Genomic DNA, 18,116 nt, shown 5'->3' on the forward strand with positions numbered 1-18,116 from the left:
ACTGCGAAAATCTGTCAAACTATAGGGACGTTGGAGCGAGAGTATTGGGGCTGACTGCTGTGCCGGTCTCGGTCCGCTGGCTCCCAGCCTCTTCCGATGATGCCTGGCTGACTAAACGCTTCGATGCGGTGCTGCTCGGCGAGCGTGGAAAGTACTAAGTGAAACAGTACGTTGATTTCGTCGAAGTGCTCCCCCGGCGCGGCCACTTTGATAAAGTCTTCGCCGCTGATGGCCAGTTTGCGCGCAATCTCGAACTCTCCTTCGGGTTCCATGTAGATCAGCCGGAGTCGATCAGGCTATGCGCTGCCGTTAATTTTTATGACGTAATGACTTACGGTTATCGTGAATAAATTTTCCCACTAAACTTTATTTGCGGCGAGAATGGCGGTTACGTGGTTTAGGATATTGACTCCAAGAGCGGCACGTATATCTGATGTCGAAGTAGTGCGAGATTGTGTCCATAACTACTGTCGAGATGATAGCCAATTTCGGCGCCGTAATAAACGGTCTATAAGTCCCATAACAATGAACTGTTGTACTATGTTTTCTTGAGGTATAGGAATCAAACCGATGTTAGCTAAACCATGGGAACGCCAGCATTACTAGGTAGCTATGTCTCCATTATTTAGGTACAAATTTTCGATGGATTTATGTTGCCCTAGTATCTATATTCGAATGTCTGCGTGACTACGCTGCTTTTTTTGTACCGGAGTAACATACCCCCGTGTCTTGTCGTCGCTAGAATTATATTCGGTGGTGCAGTGCGCAGAAGATGCGGATATTAACTTTGTGGTCGGCTATAATAAATTTTGAGCCATAGGTGAGAGATATCAGTTAGCTCCGAATAACATTTAAGACCCTACTATATTTTGCCACACGCGGACATGTAATCGTTATATGGATCTATAACAAAAAGGTCAGTGAGGTCTTTTTATACGTCACGTCGGTCATGCTCATCAATAATGTTTCCTGCCATTAACCCCGATGGCTTGTTTGGGACGATCCTTTTTAGTGGCCATCGTGCGGCTGGAGCCTAGGTGTCTGAGATTTATGTTTTGCCAACGTGTTTGGCATTCAGCGTACGAAGAGAGCCGTAAGCGAACTCGGTTCACAGTTTGTGACAGCCCCATCCAAACCTTTGGGGTACCCAACGAAGGCAACTATACGCGTCAGCTATAGTTGCGATGTCGGCTGCTGAGCCGTGGGCAGACGCGGCGAGTGAGTACTCGCTTCGCGCGTGTCGACGTTGTTAAAATCTCGCCAGAGCGTCTTCAAGAGATATTGACGGACGCGCCTGCCGCGGCCGGCGAAGTTCAAGCGCCTACCATGCTCTGGCTTACGCAGTCGCATCTTCGTAGGCTTGGTTCTGGTCGTGCTGAACTTTATTGTTTGTGTGGCCTACGTTTTGTTAAATTTGACTCAACAGGTCTTATTATTGTGAATCATAGGAAAAGTCTCATAACGCTTGGTCGAATTACCGGGCTCCAGATGCCAGCTTTGGTTTGCTCATGTGGTACCATAGTCATCATCTGCTCGTCTCAGTAGAAGTTTACGTGTCTAGTGTGTCGGACTGGTGTGTAGAGACGCATGCCCGCCGTGTAACTCGATTTACTAGACGACCAGTGCCGGCCCTAATCCGGCCTCTAAACGCGATGCTGTCAGCCCGCGGGCAAAGTTGTTCGAAGACTGTGGTTAGTTCGGTTTCTGACACACCGGTGCAGTTGTCGTCAATAGTGATTCTACGCCTTCACTGGAACTAATCACGATAATCTGAATTTCGGTGTTACCACCGTGCTTGACCGCGTTGGCGATTATGCTATTGATCGATAGCAGCATTCTGGTGGGTAATCTCATCAATCAGTACCGTGGGGACGACATCAGCTATACTTGAAGGCGGGGGTAGATGCAAAGTGCATCGCGTGCGGCATGATCTAAAAGTTCGGTGACATCGAACGAGACAAAATCATCAAAAGTGTTTCGTCCACCCTGTGCCAGCCATTCGAGCGCTGTAAATGTCGTTTCGGTCCAGCTTTGGGCGCTAAGGATGTCGCTTATTACCTCCTCATGCTGGCCGAAGGCCAACTCCAATGTGAACAACACCTCCAGATTAGCGCGCATTGTAATTGGTTAAGAGGTACATAGTTCATGTGAGGCAACTGCGGCAAAGTCACGAGCTGCATCCAGCGCTGCCTTGGTGCGTTCTTGTTCGTTGTCGATGCTGGTCAACATTCCCTCGACTGCCTTGGCGAACTCGACGACTTCACGCCCGCCACGAACTTGAACTTTTTCTGGATGAGATCTGGTGTTAATGGCACACGTTTACCAGGCTAACAGGAGGAATGGATAGACCATGATCAACGAGATCACTCAACACGACTAAAATTGTTCCGCCGATAACGCTGGCAAAACATAGACAACACCCGCGGATGAAGTTTGTTTATCCTATATTGCACTTCGGTTGACGATGCCGCTAAGGCAATTGAGTCCGGACCTTTTTAGAAGATGCAGATACGGTATTGCAACGCCGTTGATAGGCGGTGTTAAAATATTTGTTTACTAATTTAGTCAAGATGATAGTGTCAGGAATCGACACGGTCACTCTGCCAATACGTGCAGTAAGTACTAAGTTGACGTCCGGTGTGAGCCGACGGAGATGGTCTGCTGTACACCGTCGAACGATGTGCCAATATCGCCGAGGCTGCTGACCGAATCAAGTCGGCAGTCAAGCTGACTGTCCGGGTCGTTAGTGACGCCAATCCACATCCACGTACCCAGGGTAGATACGACAGCACCACCGGTAGTTGCCCAACGATGACGATGCGTGCGCAGTAACAGCGCGTGCATTGGCGGCCGTATCCCTAAACATACGTTATGCGGGGCTCCATCATTGAGTTCGTCTCGGTAGTAATGGATCCACGAGTGTGGTTGAGCCGGTAGCATGCTCTGGCAGCGTTTTGCTCTGCCCGCTTTTTTAACCTTTTACTTTACCCGACTTGGCTATCGACTGCGGGCATGAGATGCGTCTAGCCGTCTGTCGACGGCGGCATGCCCAGCCCTACGCAGAAGCAGTGGCTGAATCAGTGCCACCTTATTGCCGAACGATGAGCGGAGGCCTGGTGTAGGCGTTAAAGGGCGGCCGTTGACGCACGCAGCTGCAGCTGTGCGGCGGTGCACCGCCCAACTAACGGCAGCCGCACGCTTGCTGCGGATGTAGGGCCGTAATACTAGTAACCGCTGCTACAACGCAGAGCCCTCAACATCTGACCAACAGGTACGCCGGGAGGACAATCATGAGCGCCGAGCAGCCGACCATCATTTACACGCTGACTGACGAGGCGCCATTGTTGGCGACCTACGCTTTTCTGCCGATAGTGCGTGTTTTTACTGAGCCGGCGGGTATCAAAGTCCAGACCAGCGACATCTCCGTGGCGGCACGTATCCTGGCCGAGTTTCCTGATTACCTGACCGAAGAGCAACGTGTGCCTGACAATTTGGCAGAACTGAGCCGGTTAACGCAGTTACCGGACACCAACATCATCAAACTACCTAATATTAGTGCCTCAGTGCCGCAGTTGGTGGCCGCCGTCAAGGAGTTACAAGCTAAGGGCTTCAAGCTTCCAGACTATCCGCAAGATCCGAAGTCCGACCAGGAAATCGACATCCTTAACCGCTATGGCAAATGCCTTGGCAGCGCGGTGAACCCGGTGTTGCGGGAAGGTAATTCCGATCGACGTGCACCCAAGGTGGTGAAGGAGTACGCACGCAACAACCCGCATAGTATGGGCGAATGGTCGATGGCTTCGCGAACGCACGTCGCAACCATGCGGCATGGCGACTTTTATCACGGCGAGAAGTCGATGACTTTAGACCGCGCGCGAGATGTGAAGATGGAGTTGGTCACCAAGAGTGGCAAGACGATCGTGCTTAAACCCAAGGTATCGCTACAGAACGGCGACGTTATCGACAGCATGTTTATGAGCAAGAAGGCCTTGTGCGAATTCTACGAGGAGCAGATGGAGGACGCTCGCAAGACCGGCGTGATGTTCTCATTACACGTCAAGGCGACGATGATGAAGGTATCCCATCCCATCGTCTTCGGTCACGCGGTGAAAACCTTTTACAAGGAAGCCTTCGCCAAGCACCAGGCGCTGTTCGATGAACTGGGGGTAAACGTCAACAACGGGTTAGTCGATCTCTATAGCAAGATCGAGACGTTGCCTGCATCGCAACGTGATGAGATCGTCCAGGACCTGCACGCGTGCCACGAGCACCGACCCGAACTGGCCATGGTCGATTCAGCGCGCGGAATCTCGAACTTTCATTCGCCCAGTGATGTCATCGTGGACGCGTCGATGCCAGCGATGATCCGTGCGGGCGGCAAGATGTATGGTGCCGACGGGCGGACCAAAGACACAAAGGCCGTGAATCCCGAATCCACTTTTTCGCGCATTTACCAGGAAATCATCAACTTCTGCAAAACCAACGGCGCTTTCGATCCAGTGACTATGGGCACCGTCCCCAACGTTGGCCTCATGGCGCAGCAGGCCGAAGAGTACGGTTCGCACGACAAGACATTCGAGGTTCCCGAAGACGGTATCGCCAATATCGTGGACCTCACGACGGATGAGGTGCTGCTGACACAGAATGTGGAAACCGGCGATATTTGGCGTTTGTGCGTCGTAACCGACGCAGCAATTCGCGACTGGGTCAAGCTAGCCGTAACCCGGACACGCAACTCCGGCATGCCGGTGTTGTTTTGGCTCGACCCTTACCGTCCACACGAGAACGAGCTGATCAAGAAAGTCCGGACGTATCTGGAGGACCATGACACCAGCGGTCTCGATATCCAGATCATGTCGCAAGTGCGCTCTATGCGTTACACGTGTGAACGTCTGATCCGTGGGTTAGATACCATCGCCGCCACCGGCAACATCCTGCGGGACTACCTGACAGACCTGTTTCCGATCCTGGAGCTAGGTACCAGCGCCAAGATGTTGTCCATCGTACCGCTGATGGCTGGTGGCGGGATGTATGAAACTGGTGCGGGTGGATCGGCGCCCAAGCACGTCAAGCAGCTGGTCGAAGAGAATCATCTGCGGTGGGATTCGTTGGGTGAGTTCCTCGCGCTGGCCGTCAGTCTGGAAGACTTGGGCATAAAGACCGGCAATAAGCGTGCCAATATCTTGGCTAAGACAATGGATGCCGCAATTGGCAAACTACTGGACAACAAGAAGAGTCCGTCGCGCAAAGCCGGTGAGCTCGATAACCGTGGAAGTCAGTTCTACCTTGCCCTGTATTGGGCGCAAGGACTCGCTGCGCAAGCCGATGACCAGCAGCTGCGGGAACACTTCACCCCACTCGCCGAGACGTTGGCCAAGAACGAAGCCGCCATTGTGGCCGAGCTCAACGAAGTTCAAGGTAAGGCGGTCAATATCGGCGGCTACTATGCGCCGGACGCTGAAATGGCCGCGGCGGTGATGCGACCCAGCGCAGTGTTCAATGCCGCACTGAAGGCGGTACAAGGCGGTTAAGATACCCCACTTCTTCAACCTGCGTGTCGCTGTCACTGAGTTGTGAATTCACCTATTGAAATACGAAGGTAGACAACACCAGCGACTGGGGCAGGTTATGCAGATTGACGACCGCGACAGACATTTAAGCTTTTACGATGACACGTCATTAGAAGGCTAGTGCAGTATGCAATTTCGATGCCTGAAGAATCTTCAAATCCCCTGTACAAGCATTGCTATTCAGGATTAGCTAGCCAGAACGACTGACCTCCGGGTTCACGCGACAGACCGCTCTTACCCCAACAGTCAGTGAGTGATGTACTCACGTCGGGATGTGACAGACTACTGACTGCGACAATAAAGCTCTTTGCTGTTAAAGAGTATTGGGCAACATCGGTGGACTACGTTCAGCGGGCTTTGGGTCTGGCGTCGGGGTCGAGTGTGCTATATAGAAAAACTTCGCCACAGAAATTTTGAAAATCCATGATTAACAATTTATTTCAAGAGTATAGTAATGATACTTTTCCGGCAGTTGAGCCACGGTGTGATTGGGTGTATAAGTTCGCGGACGAGATCATCCACCCCACTGCAGCTGAATAGGACGAACGCGAGGCAAAGCCTTGTCCGGTGATCCATGAGGCCGCGAAGGTAGGCCTCTACTTCTTGGAGTTCTTCGGTCAGCAGGCCTCTGATCTGACCGACCGGGCTGGCTATGCTAACCGTGTTCTAAGAGATGTTCTGGGGCGACGCCGGTATCCGCTCTCTACTATTACCAGGCACCGGACTCGCTGCAGCGGCGTTGGCGGACAACAGAACTCTTGAACAGCTGGGCTGCTGACTTCCCGAAAGGTCGGTATGTTCGATGAGCACAAGCTCAGCTCGTTCTGTTCATCTGAGCCCGGCTCGGATTCTGACGTCGGCGACATTCTCACCCGAGCATTCTACGACGAGTAGACCCACGAGTGGTTTTTCAATGGCGCCAAGACTTGGTCGACTACCGGCGGTATCACCAAATGCGCACATCGTGGTGGCATCAGTCTATCCCGGAATTGAGCACGTGTGGCTAAACCACGTTCGTCATTACTGCGGACACTAAAGATTTATCCCAGGGACAGAAATTAAAAAGCATGAGATCCACGCTTTGCACACCACCGAAGTGGTATTCAACGATATTTGTTTGTCTGAGGATTACATTTTCGATGGTCGGAAAAAGTTCGACACCTGGATCGCCTTGGTCAAATTCGGTTCTTTCGCGGAGGGAGGCAATGATGAAGATCTTCGAGCGACCAGGCCCAGTGTCAGCGTAATGGCTGTCGGAATGGTTAGAGTTGATTATGATTTCCCTTAAATATGCCTACCAGGGCGAGCAATTCAGACGGAGGTATCGGTGAATTACACGTGGTCGCGTTCCAGTTGGCAGCTATGCAATACAGGACCGACACTGCTCGTCTGATGGTGTGGCGGATTGGCTGGATTACGAGAAATAAGCAGATCTTCGACTTGGTGGAGGGTTTTACGGCCAAGCTGGTGATAAGCGAGACCGCGGTTTATGTCACCGACGAAGTTATCCAGCGCCTGAGCGGCAATGGTTACACCCGTGACTACCCGAGGGGAGAGGATGCACCGCGATGAGAAGATCTTCACGATCTTCCAGTGTGCCAACGAAATCCAATACCTGGTGGTTTCGTGGGCGTTGACGGTTCTGTTCATCCGCTGAGGGCATCAATCGTGGTGATGGTATGACTACCGAGATCCAGGTTCCCGATCTCGAGGATGGCATTACTGCTGTGGCGAACATGTTTCACACTGCCATGGTCGAGCTGCGGTCCCTGCCAAATTGCAGGCCCAGCCAGACCGCAGAGCTGGTTGGACCTTACCGTATTGCAGTCACATTTGTCGATGCGCAATTGATTCCGCAACAAGTGGACTAGCGTTTTCCGGCGGAGCAATCGTCGGGCACGTCGCTGTAACATGCATCGGAATTCCGTTATTCTACACTTAAAAAGAATTCTTAATAAGATGATCAAGTATCAATTGCGCGACATTGCTGCACGCAGTGAGGTGGTCGTCACGTTGCGGGAGCCGGAGGCGACTCACTACGAGCCGTATAGCGATGACGTCGTGAGTTCGTGGTAAAACGTGGAGGTTCAGACGGCACGTGCGGCGTTATGTCTCTCATGTCGGAGCTGGCGGTCCGGTGTGACTATTTCGACGTAACTGAGGCGTGGACTGTCCTATCGCGGATCTACGCCGAGAATCGTCCGTATCGTGCCGGAACTACTGACTGCCCGCCAGTGTAGATGGCAGGGCATGCGAGTGCGCACCGAATTCTCTTCGACGGCTTAGTATGTCGTGGTGTACGACGCAGTGGGAACCGAATCGTTTTTCACTCGGTATCGACCTGTCGACATCGAAACGTGGTGCATCAGCGAATAGCGAACCTTGTGCTAGAGGACTTTTTCGCACCTACTACAGAATCCTATCTGGGGCTGTCGCGTTTCCTGCTTGGGCTCGATCTGATTGACCGCGTGGTGTTCTCTGGACGTTGCAGGTCGATGATCCGTTATCTTGGTTGCTTGCTGGTCGGTGGTTCCTAATGAAACCCGGCTCCGCGTCGTCGATACCCGCCAGACACTCTCAGCGTGTCGATGTGTTGGAGATGGTGCCGTCACCATTTCAGTTCGTGACACGCTTTTGCTGTAAAACTCGGCTAGCTCTACCAACCGCTGGCGGCGGTGTTGAATTGACGGGCGGGTGCGCCCAACTATATGTCGGAATTGAGGAGCTGACCGTCGTCCTACCAGGTGACGCGGGCTCGCCGGGGCAGGGCTGACGCGAATCGATGATCCGGCGGCATTTGTCGTGGCCGATCGGCTGTTTGCGGTTTGTGATGCACTATATGCTACACTTTTTAAGTGGCGTATTGCATTGCCCAACGGATTTTCGATTACCCGTAATGTGGACCGCATATTGGTGGGCGCTACGAAGTTTTGAGGAATACATCGTTAAGAGTGACAGTACGAAGATTTCGCGAGCGGATGATGTCGACGAGTTGCGGGTAGACGTGGGTGACCGGTAGGTGGTTGAGGTGTCCGATTACGATGGCTTGCGGGATAAAGTACTGGTCAGCCATTTTCACGATGTAGTCTTCGGTGATCAACGTGGAGTCCGACAGCGAACCCGACCATAAGGTTGGAACCGTGTATCCGAGGTCAGCGGCCACTGCATCGATAGTGGCGTTGTGTTTAGCATACGGTGGGCGCCAGTATGGTTTCGCGCCGATCCCGTAATTCTTCTTCAAGAAATTACCATTGCGTGTGAGTTGTTTAGCGATCTCGTTTTTCGTCATTTTCGTCAGATCTGGGTGAGACCAGGTATGGTTGCCAAGTTGGATCTGGCCAGATTCCACCAACGGTCGCAACATCGACATATTGTCGGTCCAGGAGTCGTAGACCCCGTTGACGAAAAACGTCAGCCGTATCCCGGTGTCTTTGGCGAACTGCGTGTAGGCACGCACTACCTCAGTGTTGACGCCGTCGTCGACGGTCAGTGCGAGCAGATCACTACGACCTGGGATCTTGGATAGTGCGCCGCCGCCAGGCAACAGGATACGTGCACTAGTTGGTGGCGGCGGCAATAATCCTGCGGCGCTGGGAGCCGTCGTCAGCTCGACAGTCACCGGCGCTTGGGTGAATGTTCGCAATTGCGGGTTGATTAACAGGCGTGCAGCGCCGATGCTGGTCACGGTGGCCGCGGCAAGCGTGCCTAAGAAACGACGTCGGTTTAACTCTGACACGGCATGGCCTTGATCACACGTGCGCACAATGAGGGATCCCGCCACCCCGACCTGCTCATTGCGAGGTGGTTTGCGGTGCTGTGCACGATAGACAAGCCCGCTTGCGGTATGCCTATGCCACTGTCCGCCTCCACAGAGGCAAACCATATCACTAGCAGTGACAGTATGCTGGATTAGTTCCAGCAGGTCAGCCGCTTCTTCTCGTCGAAGACTCGTAGTTGACCGTCGAGGACATTTCCTCCCACCACGGTTGAGAAGTGTTCGGGTGCTCGGTAGTGGGTGAGGTGGTGGAATTCGAGCACCACGATACCGTTACCACGCCAAGCGCCGATCACATCATCACGTGCCGTCGACGGTTTGACGCTCAATGCTCTGGAACGTTAATTTGTTAGAGCGACTTTCTAAACCGATGGTGCAGTCGTGTGGTGGATCGTATCCTTTTTCACTGTTTCGGCCGTTATTGGTATGGGTTTTCTGAATGATCCGGCGTAAGTTGGTCTCGCTTCGGCGCTGCGCTTGGCGCGGTATGCTCTTATTAGTCAATCCCATCTCAGCGGTTATACGTGCCGCGCAGTATGCCGATCTGCCGAGTCCGGAGTTCACTGCCATCGGCAACATGCCGCAGGTGTATTGAATCGTCCCAGGCTCTTCGGTAGCTACGGTCGCCAAGTACACCAATGAGACAGCGGCTACAGGTGTCTTGCCGGTGTTTACGACTGTACAGAATCCCGCACCGCGACTGCGGCAGCTTCGCTACTGGCGGGTTCAGGCCACCGACCCGGGCTCGTCGCCGGCGTCAGTCATCATCGAACCCGATGTATTCGCGATGGCCGATTGCCTGTCGGATGACCAGCGTATGACTGGATTCGCTACGCCGTCGACACGCTGATCCGTAATCCGGCCTGCGGCCATGTACGTCGACGGTGGTCATCTACGCCGACACAGTATCGAGGACATAGCCGCCAGGATCAATCAGGCCGATGTTGCCCGTACACGAGGTTTTCGTCTCGACACTGCAGATTTTTCACTATCTAGGACGAAAATTGTTACAGCGAAGCGATTTTGGAGTCCAGTGATGGTTCGCATTACGTGATTGACACGCCGCGCAATGGTGTCGGATCAACGCTCAACTCCGTGTTCAACTGGTACAACCCGAGTGGCTGAGTACTAGGCACGCCACCTACCGCGGCTCCCGCAGGTGCACAAACTAACGCCTAATTGTGGATCAAACTTCCCGGTGAATTCGATGGAACATGTAACAAAGGTGGTTCGCCGGCGGGCATCTTCGTGAGTCAGTTCGCCATCGATCTGACCCGCCATGCGGGCCAGTAAGAGGACTTCATATTTAATATCTCACCACCGGCATTGACGACTTGCCAACCTGTGGCTGTCGTTGTTGCGCTAAGAGCTTGGCCACATATATGCACATATATGATTGCTGGCTCTTGGGTTTCCCTGGTCACTGGTTGCATCGGATACTCAATAATCGAGCTGCATGTCATCCGGTACCCGGATTACTCAGGCACCCCTGAGTTGCGTGTCGGCAACTGTGAGGGCTGGGTATAGGGGGTCCCCAACTCCGCGGCCAGCCAGGGCAGTGACACGGCGAACGCCTGGGCAGCAAATGGCCAGTCGTGTCTGCCAGGCTGGGTAACTACTGCGCAATTGATCCCATTGGCCGCAGCGACGCCACACAGCGAGTAGGCGGCAGCGTCTTGATCTTCCGGGTTGGCGACGGAGTCGATAGTGGGGCTCCTGGTGGGGTTGGTCACCTGAGCAAGGTTGGTCGGGCTCGTCGCTGCGGGAACATCGAACCACCCCGACACCCCAGTGTAGTGACCGTGTCGAGTCATAACCGTGATCGGGTCGAAAGCAGCCCAGGCCGCAGAGTTACCGCCGAACAGCTCGGCGATGGTTTGCTCCTTGGTTCCTGTGTTGGGGCGCAGATCACCGGCAATGTCCACGAACGCACTGAACATGTCTGGATGCATGACGGTTAAGTCTATGGCGCATGTACCACCCATCGACCAGCCGGCAATGCCCCAGTTGGCTCGGTCGGCGCTCACCCCGAAATTCGAGACCATGAACGGCACAACATCTTTCGTTAGATGGTCGGCGGCGTTACCGCGTATCCCGTTGACGCACTCGGTGTCGTTGTCGAACGAGCCGGTGGGGTCAACGAACACTAGCACCGGGGCGAAGCCGTGATGGCGGGCAGCGAAGTTGTCAATGGTGTCGAAGCCACCCCCAGCACGCAGCCAGTCCGCGGGAGTGTTAAAAGCAGAGCTTATCATCATGACTGTCGGGAGTCGGGGTGGTGGATTGCTGTTGAACCATGCCGGGGGCAGATACACCAGCTCCTGGCGGTGGGGAAAACCGGAAGCGGCGGCGCTAATGTTCACCGGCACCACGACGCCCTTGGTCGGTTTAGTCCCGGCGATCTGCATTTTGGTGACGCGCAGCCGATCGATCTGGTCAGGCAAGGGCCCGGCCGTCAGCTGGTTCCATGCAGCATGTACCGTGGGGAAGTAACCAACCCACAGGTTTAACGCCAAAGCCGCGCACAGTACGCACAGCGGTACCGACAGCATCGCCAGTCCGCGGCACCGCCAGCGGGCACCTGGCCAGCCCAACAAAAGCACAGCTGCAGCAAGTCCACTTAAAGCTATCCACAGCCACAGCGATGTTGGTGCTGGGTCGCCAGCAACCCCGATCGAGGTGATGTACCAGTACGCCAGCGCCGTCACGGCGGCCGCGAGAACTAGCGCAAGCGGCAGTGTCCGCATAAGCCAGCGCCGCCTAGTCCACTCTATCGCATTGATGACCATGAATAGAGTGAAACCTTGTACTGCCGCAGGCAACCAGCCGTGCAGCAAAGACAGTTGTTCAGTAACGAGGCGCAACAGTCGTGGCTTTCGCTAATCCGATGGTTGCGCGGGTCGGGTAGGTGCGCAACAGTACCAACTATCCCATACCAGTACCGCCTTGGATTTTGCCCAAAGCCTTCGGAATCCAATCCGCTCGCACTGCCGATGCGATTACTACGCTCCCTGCGCCGGTTACGTCATTGGCGTTGTCGACATTGCACAGGGCCAACAAGGTTTTCACTCAAATACTGGTGACTGAGCACAGTCGCAGGCTCTTTCTGACAACATAAGGCGCTGGAAAAGCCATCATAGCGCTGGCCGGCATGGCATTTAGCAAGCTGAGCGCGGCTAGCGGGATCGCGGCGAAGTTTATAGCCGAAAACCCAATATAAATCCATCTTAATTGTGGCAAGTATCCGGCAGGAGAGTCGGATCGCATCTGCGGCAGCCCGTAAATCTTCGTGAACCAGGGTGAGATCAGCGGCTTCGATCGCTACACGTTGACACCACTGCCTATGGCTAGTCCGAGATCAGCGGTGGCTAGAGCCGCGGCGTCGTTCACGCCATCGTCAACCATGGCAACCACCTGGTCCTCCGATTGCAAGCGCTTTACGGCGGTGGCTTTGTCGGCCGGCGTCGTGCCTACGGTGACGTGCGCTATAGTAACTTGTCTAATTTGTCGAAGATGAGCTGTGCGACGGTCTTGTTGTCATCGGTGAGCACCATCGACTTTAAGGCCTAGGCGTTTGAGCTGTCGGATGGTTTCAGCGTTGGCGGGTTTGACGGTATCGACGATCACCAGAATTCTGCGGGTGCGACCATCCCAACCGACTGCGACGGTCGTTTTGCTATCGCTCTCTACTTGGACTTTGGCCGCCGAAAAGGTTGGTTCCAATTACTGTTCCCAATTTTGTTGCCATCGGTCAGCAGGTTCTCTCGGCCGACGAGAACGGCCTGACCGTCGACACTGTTTTGTGCTCCTTTGCTTTCCAACTTGGTTAAGTCGTCAGGAGCGGGAAGAGAGATCGATTATGTATACTGAATTTTGATGATTGCTTCAACGATGGAATTCTTGGGAGGTATCTTCTAATGCCCCGGTACAATACAGCAGTGTTGTGCGATCGGTGCTTCCTGCAATGATCACGTCGGCGAGAGTCATCTTGTCGGCAGACACGGTGCCGGTCTTGTCGAGTATGATCATATCGATTTTGCGGGCGATTCCAGCACTTCAGGGCCTTTGATGAGAACACTGAATTGAGCCGCGCGACCGATACCGACCAACAGTGCGGTTGAAGTCGCTAGCCCAAGCACACAGGGGCAGAAGATGATCAGCACCGCGACCACCGCCGTCAGCGCCACGGTGATCGGAAAACCGGAACCGAGCCACACCCCGAAGGTGGTTAGTGCGATAGCGATGACGATCGAAACAAACACACCGACAAACCCGGTCTGCAAGTCGCTGGACTTCGGCCTTGCTTGACTGAGTCGCTTCGACGAGCTTGGCCATCTGTGCCAGCGGGATGTCGTTGCCGAATCGGTTGATAAGCAAGATAAAATGCCCCCCAGTCTTCATGGTGGCACTCATGACAGCGTTGCCCCGGCCGATCTTGACGAGGACGGATTCGCCGGTAAGCATTGAGACGTCAACGGCCGATGAGCTTGAGACGATGATCTCATCGGCGGTGATCTTCTTGCCAGGGCGCATAGCGAACTCGTCGCCCGCTCCGAGTTAGTCGATGGGGAAGCGGATTTCGGATCCGTCGCGCAGTAACGCGACATCTTTGGCACCGAGCTCTAGCAGGACACGCAACGCCGCCTCGGCGCGCCACTTAGAGCGCTTCTCAAAGTATCGGCATGCTAAAATAAGCAGCGTCACTTCCGTGGCTATTTCAAAATAAAGGTTGGCCGCGTTGTCGCTTCGGGTTACGGTCAGCTCAAGGGAATGATATAGAATTGACTTCTTTAAGCCGTCCCGAAGAGCAGCGCATACAGCGACCACAGAAACGCCGACAGAATTCCCACAGAAACCACGGTGTTTATAGTGACCGCGTTGTATTGAGATTGGTTAACACGGGAGGGTGGGCCCACCCGGATAATAACTGGCGCGGTCATCATCAGGGGTGTCCATTACCAGTTGCGGAACTGCAGGACCGGGAGCATTGTCATGGCAATTCCCGGGACGGCGAACAGCATCGCGACAGTCAAGCGGTGTCGACTGAACGACGCCCACGTTAGCACAGGCTACCCAGTTGGTCGAAACCTTATTGGCTAGCGATGAGATGCCCACCCAGGTGCAACAGACTCTGGATCAGGTACTCGACGAGTTCACTACCATGGTTCCATTTTTCAATGCCAATCTTGATCGCTGAAAGCAACCCATGGTCATTTTCTCCGTACAGGTTTTCGATCTTAGTCACGGTGTTGCTCTCATCGCGGCGGTTCGTCTGCTGTACACGCTAGGTGCAAAGTAGATCCAGGTCATCCGAACGTGTCACATCGAAGAAGCGGCGGCAATCAGCCAACCGCATCAGTATTCCGATGGAGTAAATTCGTTTGTCTTGACCATGGTTGCGCGACGACGTCTTCTACTAGTTTCCTCATGAGTGTGAAAAATCATGGCACATAGCCCCGTGTTATGGAAAACTTTGGCGACTTCGTCGCCGGTGCTGGGCTGATGGATCTGACCTGCTGTCCTCGGAGTTGCCGGACCAATTTTCCACGTTTCCGGCTGTTGGCTCACTGCAATCGAAAGTACCTACCTTAGGCAGTGCTGTTCACTTATGCACGAGCAGAACATTATTGAAGTCATTTTGGAAATATATACCGACAGGAGTTTACGCGACAATTTGGAAGCTCTGGCAGCCGGTGCTTCGCTAATATGTGCGTCCTCTTGTGCAGTGGTCCGCCTGCATTAAATGACTGGTCATGCGTAGAGATTGCGGCATGAACTGGCAGTAATTGATCACCTACTGGCTCGTCGGACACGTCATATATTGGTCAGACAACGAGGCACTCGCTGGATGAGTCAGCGGTAACATCGAGCTAAGTGAAGTATGGTGCTACTTGCGTTGCAAAGAATTATCTCTCGGTGAATCGCGCGGTAATGAACATCCGGCAGATGTGCTAATGATGAGCACGAAGATTGTACACTAGTCATTTACCATCTTCTCGCTCGCTGCTGAACGTTTGTTACGAGCGTAGCGATTCGGGTGGGCGGCGTACGCGGTGTGGAAGCTTCGCGGTGAGGAGGGAGCATCCAAGCTACCCTCGATCGCGACCTGCCGCTCTTCCGCGACGTCAGATTCAAGGTCGACCAGACGATTAGTAGCACATGAGTTGGAAACGGTGCTGGTCACCAAACCGTTCACGTTGGCAATGTTGATCCCTGGTGCTAGCCACCTAACGTATTGCTGGAAGTTGGCGAAGGCATCGACCTGTGGTTACTAAAGCGCTAGGGTGACCACTTCAGGGTGGTGGCCACCCGGGTTTTCCTGCCGTTGGAAGTCTATGATCTGGTCAAGGGCATCCGGATGACTCGAGTGCCGACTTGCACTATCAACGCGGTAACAGTGGTCTATCTGCTAGCCTAGAAGTGACTGTTTGGTCTGTGAGGGTGGTGCAAAGCCTACGACTGAAGAATGGTGCGGTGAACAGTTGCTCAACATCCAACGCGGCGTGACAAGCACTTAACTCATCCGAAACCGCATGCAACGTTGCTCGGTGCATGGTGGGTGATATTTGCCTAGCGCATTAGCGGGTTGGTGATGGTACAGTGTGTTGTCGAACCCACATCTCAGATTTAATCGATGAACAGTTCTTATTACTAGTAAAATTCATATAGTAGCTTAGTAACATCAAACAAATTCGTCTATAACTTTTGTCTTACTTAAAAGCTCGCCAGGTCCCTGCCGTCGCAACAGAAATTCTTGCATTTTAAAGGACAACGTGGTAGTGGCTGCAACCGACAAAGTGTCGGCGCTAATGGATCGATTCCGGTTCACACAGCACACAGATACATGTAACGAAGTGTTCCTGGATATCCAGTTGGTTTCCCGAACCATCACTTGAAACATCAATACGGATTACATCATCTTTATCATGAGACGACGGTGTGTGTATCCTGCACGCGGGACGGTAGCAGTGCGCGCGAGGTTAACTCCACAGTTCCATCATGTGTGTAGTGACTTGTTTCTATTCATTAGAAGTTCGATCGAACTTGGCCGTCTGTTGCCGAGTATGTCCGGTACACTGGAACTCCATTCATGACGACTTGCTGGACGTCAGTAGCCTTATTAATTCAGTGCGTTGGAGGTTACTGTGTTCCAGTTCACGAGATTGCGATGACGGATGTGGTGGCGTGGATCGCGTAACAAGCTAGTTGTGCCGCATTGGGCTGTGGCGCATGCCATAGCACAGTTTTTTGTAATATTCACTCCAACACATTCCATTCGAAAAAATATATCGTTTAAATCGAATCAGGAGATTAGCTGAGCTATCTTATGATAGATAATGGCTGTGATAATAATCAAGATCTGGATAATATAGAGCACTATAAATTTTGATTTTGTCAACCCGATTAAGGTGCACACATATAATGCGTTGCTCAACATGTTGAGAAGCAAGTTGTGCCAGCTCGACACTAAATCCGTACCTCATACGTAAAGGTGTTAAGCGCGTAAAGCTGTTAAGCGCTGGTAATAGGGCTGCAGAGTGCAGCATACCCAGTACTTCGTTGAGCAAATCGTGGGCAAGCGGGTTCTGTGGTGACTGCATGATGAATTTGAGTGCTGCTCTAACATTAGTGTTGTCAGTTGATATGATAACGTGATGTAGGATGTTGGTGGCTGATGGTGTCTAGTGATTGGAGATCCAAGTGCGGTCCGATAACGCTGTGGTGACGACCCAGTGTCATCTGTGCAATCCCCTAGGACTTGGCGTAGCTGTGTAGCGTCCTAGCTGGAGCCAATTGCCAAGATAGTACCCATATCGATTTCGAGACTGGCGAAATGAATACGTAACTGTTCATGCTGGCTACAACCGGTATGGGAAGGTCAATGTGGGATTGGTCGCAGCGCTGCTCGCTATCTATGTTCTAGTGTCCTATTGTCGTACAATTTTTTCACCGGAATTGCCGGCGGGCTGGATCCCGAACTGCGCGTCGGTGACGGTACCATCGCGAGGATTTTGTCCTGCTTATGCTGTCCACTGTGACACCGTCCCGACTGGTTAGCATTGCAAGCGCACTCGAACTCGACTGTACAATTACTTTGGCGGTCTCACCATAAGAATATGGGGGGCGGTGTGCTGGCATAGATTTGCTAATTGTTTGACTTCTCGTGACTGGTGATTCGTACGCTTTCTGATATGGTTGGTGGCGGTTTCGGGCTAAAATGCAACATGTTTGTCAAAGAGGTTGTGCTCAATTCGGCCCGTGTCTTGCGGCAACTACTGCCTGCGCTGCACTAGATAAATCCCCCGCACACCGACGACATGTTTGGATTGCAATCTAATCAATATAGAATCTGGACATTCCGAACATGTTGCTATCATCATCAGTGTGTTCTTGACAAGCGCGAAGCGAATTTTCGATCTGATTATTAACTCGTCAGCCGAACTGAGCTGGCAACAGTGTCCTCGTCAGGTTGCTCCTGGGCAGCGCTTCTGCTATGTCGGCGACGTTTTCCTCATGACGTTGATCGGTGGTGCGGTTCGGGAGAACCACGTGGTGGAATCCATTGAAAGCGGCAAGATTGCTTGGTGGCCAGCAGAATTCGGGAAGCAGCTGCTCGACTACCTGTGGCGCTGGGAGCTGAAACCAATGAATGTCGCACTCACCACGGTGACTCAAACATTTACGACTGGCCAATCGTTGACTGACAAAACTCGTTTGGCAAGGGCTAGTGCGACGACGTATTGAGAGTCTGTGCGAGCCGCTAGACCGCC

General features: G+C 53.1%; 16 protein-coding genes and 3 pseudogenes. 6 read left to right on the forward strand and 13 right to left on the reverse strand.

Features of this window, described 5'->3' with window-relative positions; all coding sequences use genetic code 11:
* Window positions 1-14: 14 nt before the first annotated feature.
* The 3 genes from MUBE_RS19970 to MUBE_RS17360 form a co-directional block, all read right to left on the reverse strand.
* On the reverse strand, window positions 15-272 hold the full coding sequence (locus MUBE_RS19970; protein WP_116539751.1) for a hypothetical protein: 258 nt from the start codon (window positions 270-272) through the stop codon (window positions 15-17).
* A gap of 1,609 nt (window positions 273-1,881) precedes the next feature.
* The gene (locus tag MUBE_RS17355) at window positions 1,882-2,118 is read right to left on the reverse strand and encodes a hypothetical protein (RefSeq protein WP_243632849.1); all 237 of its coding nucleotides are present in this window, start codon (window positions 2,116-2,118) and stop codon (window positions 1,882-1,884) included.
* A gap of 504 nt (window positions 2,119-2,622) precedes the next feature.
* The gene (locus tag MUBE_RS17360; protein ID WP_243632850.1) at window positions 2,623-2,844 is read right to left on the reverse strand and encodes a hypothetical protein; all 222 of its coding nucleotides are present in this window, start codon (window positions 2,842-2,844) and stop codon (window positions 2,623-2,625) included.
* Between the two features lie 446 nt (window positions 2,845-3,290).
* Between MUBE_RS17360 and MUBE_RS05360 the strand changes: the two genes are divergently transcribed.
* The 3 genes and pseudogenes from MUBE_RS05360 (at window position 3,291) to MUBE_RS17365 (ending at window position 7,441) form a co-directional block, all read left to right on the forward strand.
* Window positions 3,291-5,531, forward strand: coding sequence for an NADP-dependent isocitrate dehydrogenase (locus MUBE_RS05360; protein ID WP_116539752.1), 2,241 nt, complete (start codon window positions 3,291-3,293; stop codon window positions 5,529-5,531).
* A 462-nt stretch (window positions 5,532-5,993) separates the two neighbouring features.
* Window positions 5,994-7,227: pseudogene (locus tag MUBE_RS05365) on the forward strand (acyl-CoA dehydrogenase family protein).
* Between the two features lie 22 nt (window positions 7,228-7,249).
* The gene (locus MUBE_RS17365) at window positions 7,250-7,441 is read left to right on the forward strand and encodes a hypothetical protein (protein WP_243632851.1); all 192 of its coding nucleotides are present in this window, start codon (window positions 7,250-7,252) and stop codon (window positions 7,439-7,441) included.
* Window positions 7,442-8,490: 1,049 nt separating this feature from the next.
* Here the strand turns inward: MUBE_RS17365 and MUBE_RS05375 are convergent.
* Window positions 8,491-9,306, reverse strand: a complete 816-nt coding sequence (locus MUBE_RS05375; protein WP_116539814.1) for a polysaccharide deacetylase family protein — start codon at window positions 9,304-9,306, stop codon at window positions 8,491-8,493.
* Between the two features lie 173 nt (window positions 9,307-9,479).
* A complete protein-coding gene (locus MUBE_RS15115; RefSeq protein ID WP_133297056.1) occupies window positions 9,480-9,674 on the reverse strand; it encodes a hypothetical protein in 195 nt (64 codons plus the stop codon).
* A gap of 52 nt (window positions 9,675-9,726) precedes the next feature.
* On the opposite strand from MUBE_RS15115, the pseudogene MUBE_RS05380 reads away from it, so the two are divergent.
* Window positions 9,727-10,638, forward strand: a pseudogene (locus MUBE_RS05380) (glycoside hydrolase family 6 protein).
* A gap of 182 nt (window positions 10,639-10,820) precedes the next feature.
* On the opposite strand, the gene MUBE_RS05385 reads toward MUBE_RS05380, so the two are convergent.
* From MUBE_RS05385 to MUBE_RS15585, 8 genes and pseudogenes are all read right to left on the reverse strand, one after another.
* Window positions 10,821-12,209: an alpha/beta hydrolase gene (locus MUBE_RS05385; protein ID WP_243632852.1), complete on the reverse strand. Its 1,389-nt coding sequence runs from the start codon at window positions 12,207-12,209 to the stop codon at window positions 10,821-10,823.
* Between the two features lie 457 nt (window positions 12,210-12,666).
* Window positions 12,667-12,849, reverse strand: coding sequence for an HAD family hydrolase (locus MUBE_RS19975; RefSeq protein ID WP_116539753.1), 183 nt, complete (start codon window positions 12,847-12,849; stop codon window positions 12,667-12,669).
* Window positions 12,850-13,230: 381 nt separating this feature from the next.
* Window positions 13,231-13,374, reverse strand: coding sequence for a hypothetical protein (locus MUBE_RS15570; RefSeq protein ID WP_165849711.1), 144 nt, complete (start codon window positions 13,372-13,374; stop codon window positions 13,231-13,233).
* Window positions 13,371-13,628 (reverse strand): P-type ATPase actuator domain-containing protein, encoded by a 258-nt coding sequence (locus MUBE_RS15120; RefSeq protein ID WP_424399037.1) that lies wholly within the window; start codon window positions 13,626-13,628, stop codon window positions 13,371-13,373. Before MUBE_RS15120 ends, MUBE_RS15570 begins: the two co-directional genes overlap by 4 nt.
* A 46-nt stretch (window positions 13,629-13,674) precedes the next feature.
* A pseudogene (locus MUBE_RS19980) lies at window positions 13,675-13,884 on the reverse strand (P-type ATPase actuator domain-containing protein); the annotation flags it as partial.
* Window positions 13,885-13,902: 18 nt separating this feature from the next.
* The gene (locus MUBE_RS15575) at window positions 13,903-14,049 is read right to left on the reverse strand and encodes a hypothetical protein (RefSeq protein WP_165849712.1); all 147 of its coding nucleotides are present in this window, start codon (window positions 14,047-14,049) and stop codon (window positions 13,903-13,905) included.
* Window positions 14,050-14,135: 86 nt separating this feature from the next.
* Window positions 14,136-14,288, reverse strand: a complete 153-nt coding sequence (locus MUBE_RS15580; protein ID WP_165849713.1) for a hypothetical protein — start codon at window positions 14,286-14,288, stop codon at window positions 14,136-14,138.
* Between the two features lie 146 nt (window positions 14,289-14,434).
* A complete protein-coding gene (locus MUBE_RS15585) occupies window positions 14,435-14,590 on the reverse strand; it encodes a hypothetical protein (RefSeq protein WP_165849714.1) in 156 nt (51 codons plus the stop codon).
* 1,056 nt (window positions 14,591-15,646) lie between these two features.
* Between MUBE_RS15585 and MUBE_RS19985 the strand changes: the two genes are divergently transcribed.
* Window positions 15,647-15,763 carry a DUF2127 domain-containing protein gene (locus MUBE_RS19985; protein WP_424399038.1) on the forward strand — a complete coding sequence of 39 codons (117 nt, stop codon included), beginning with the start codon at window positions 15,647-15,649 and terminating at the stop codon, window positions 15,761-15,763.
* A 1,973-nt stretch (window positions 15,764-17,736) separates the two neighbouring features.
* A complete protein-coding gene (locus tag MUBE_RS05420) occupies window positions 17,737-18,090 on the forward strand; it encodes an SRPBCC family protein (protein WP_243632853.1) in 354 nt (117 codons plus the stop codon).
* The last annotated feature ends 26 nt before the right edge of the window (window positions 18,091-18,116 follow it).

The sequence above is a fragment of the Mycobacterium uberis genome (assembly GCF_003408705.1).
Lineage (GTDB): Bacteria > Actinomycetota > Actinomycetes > Mycobacteriales > Mycobacteriaceae > Mycobacterium > Mycobacterium uberis.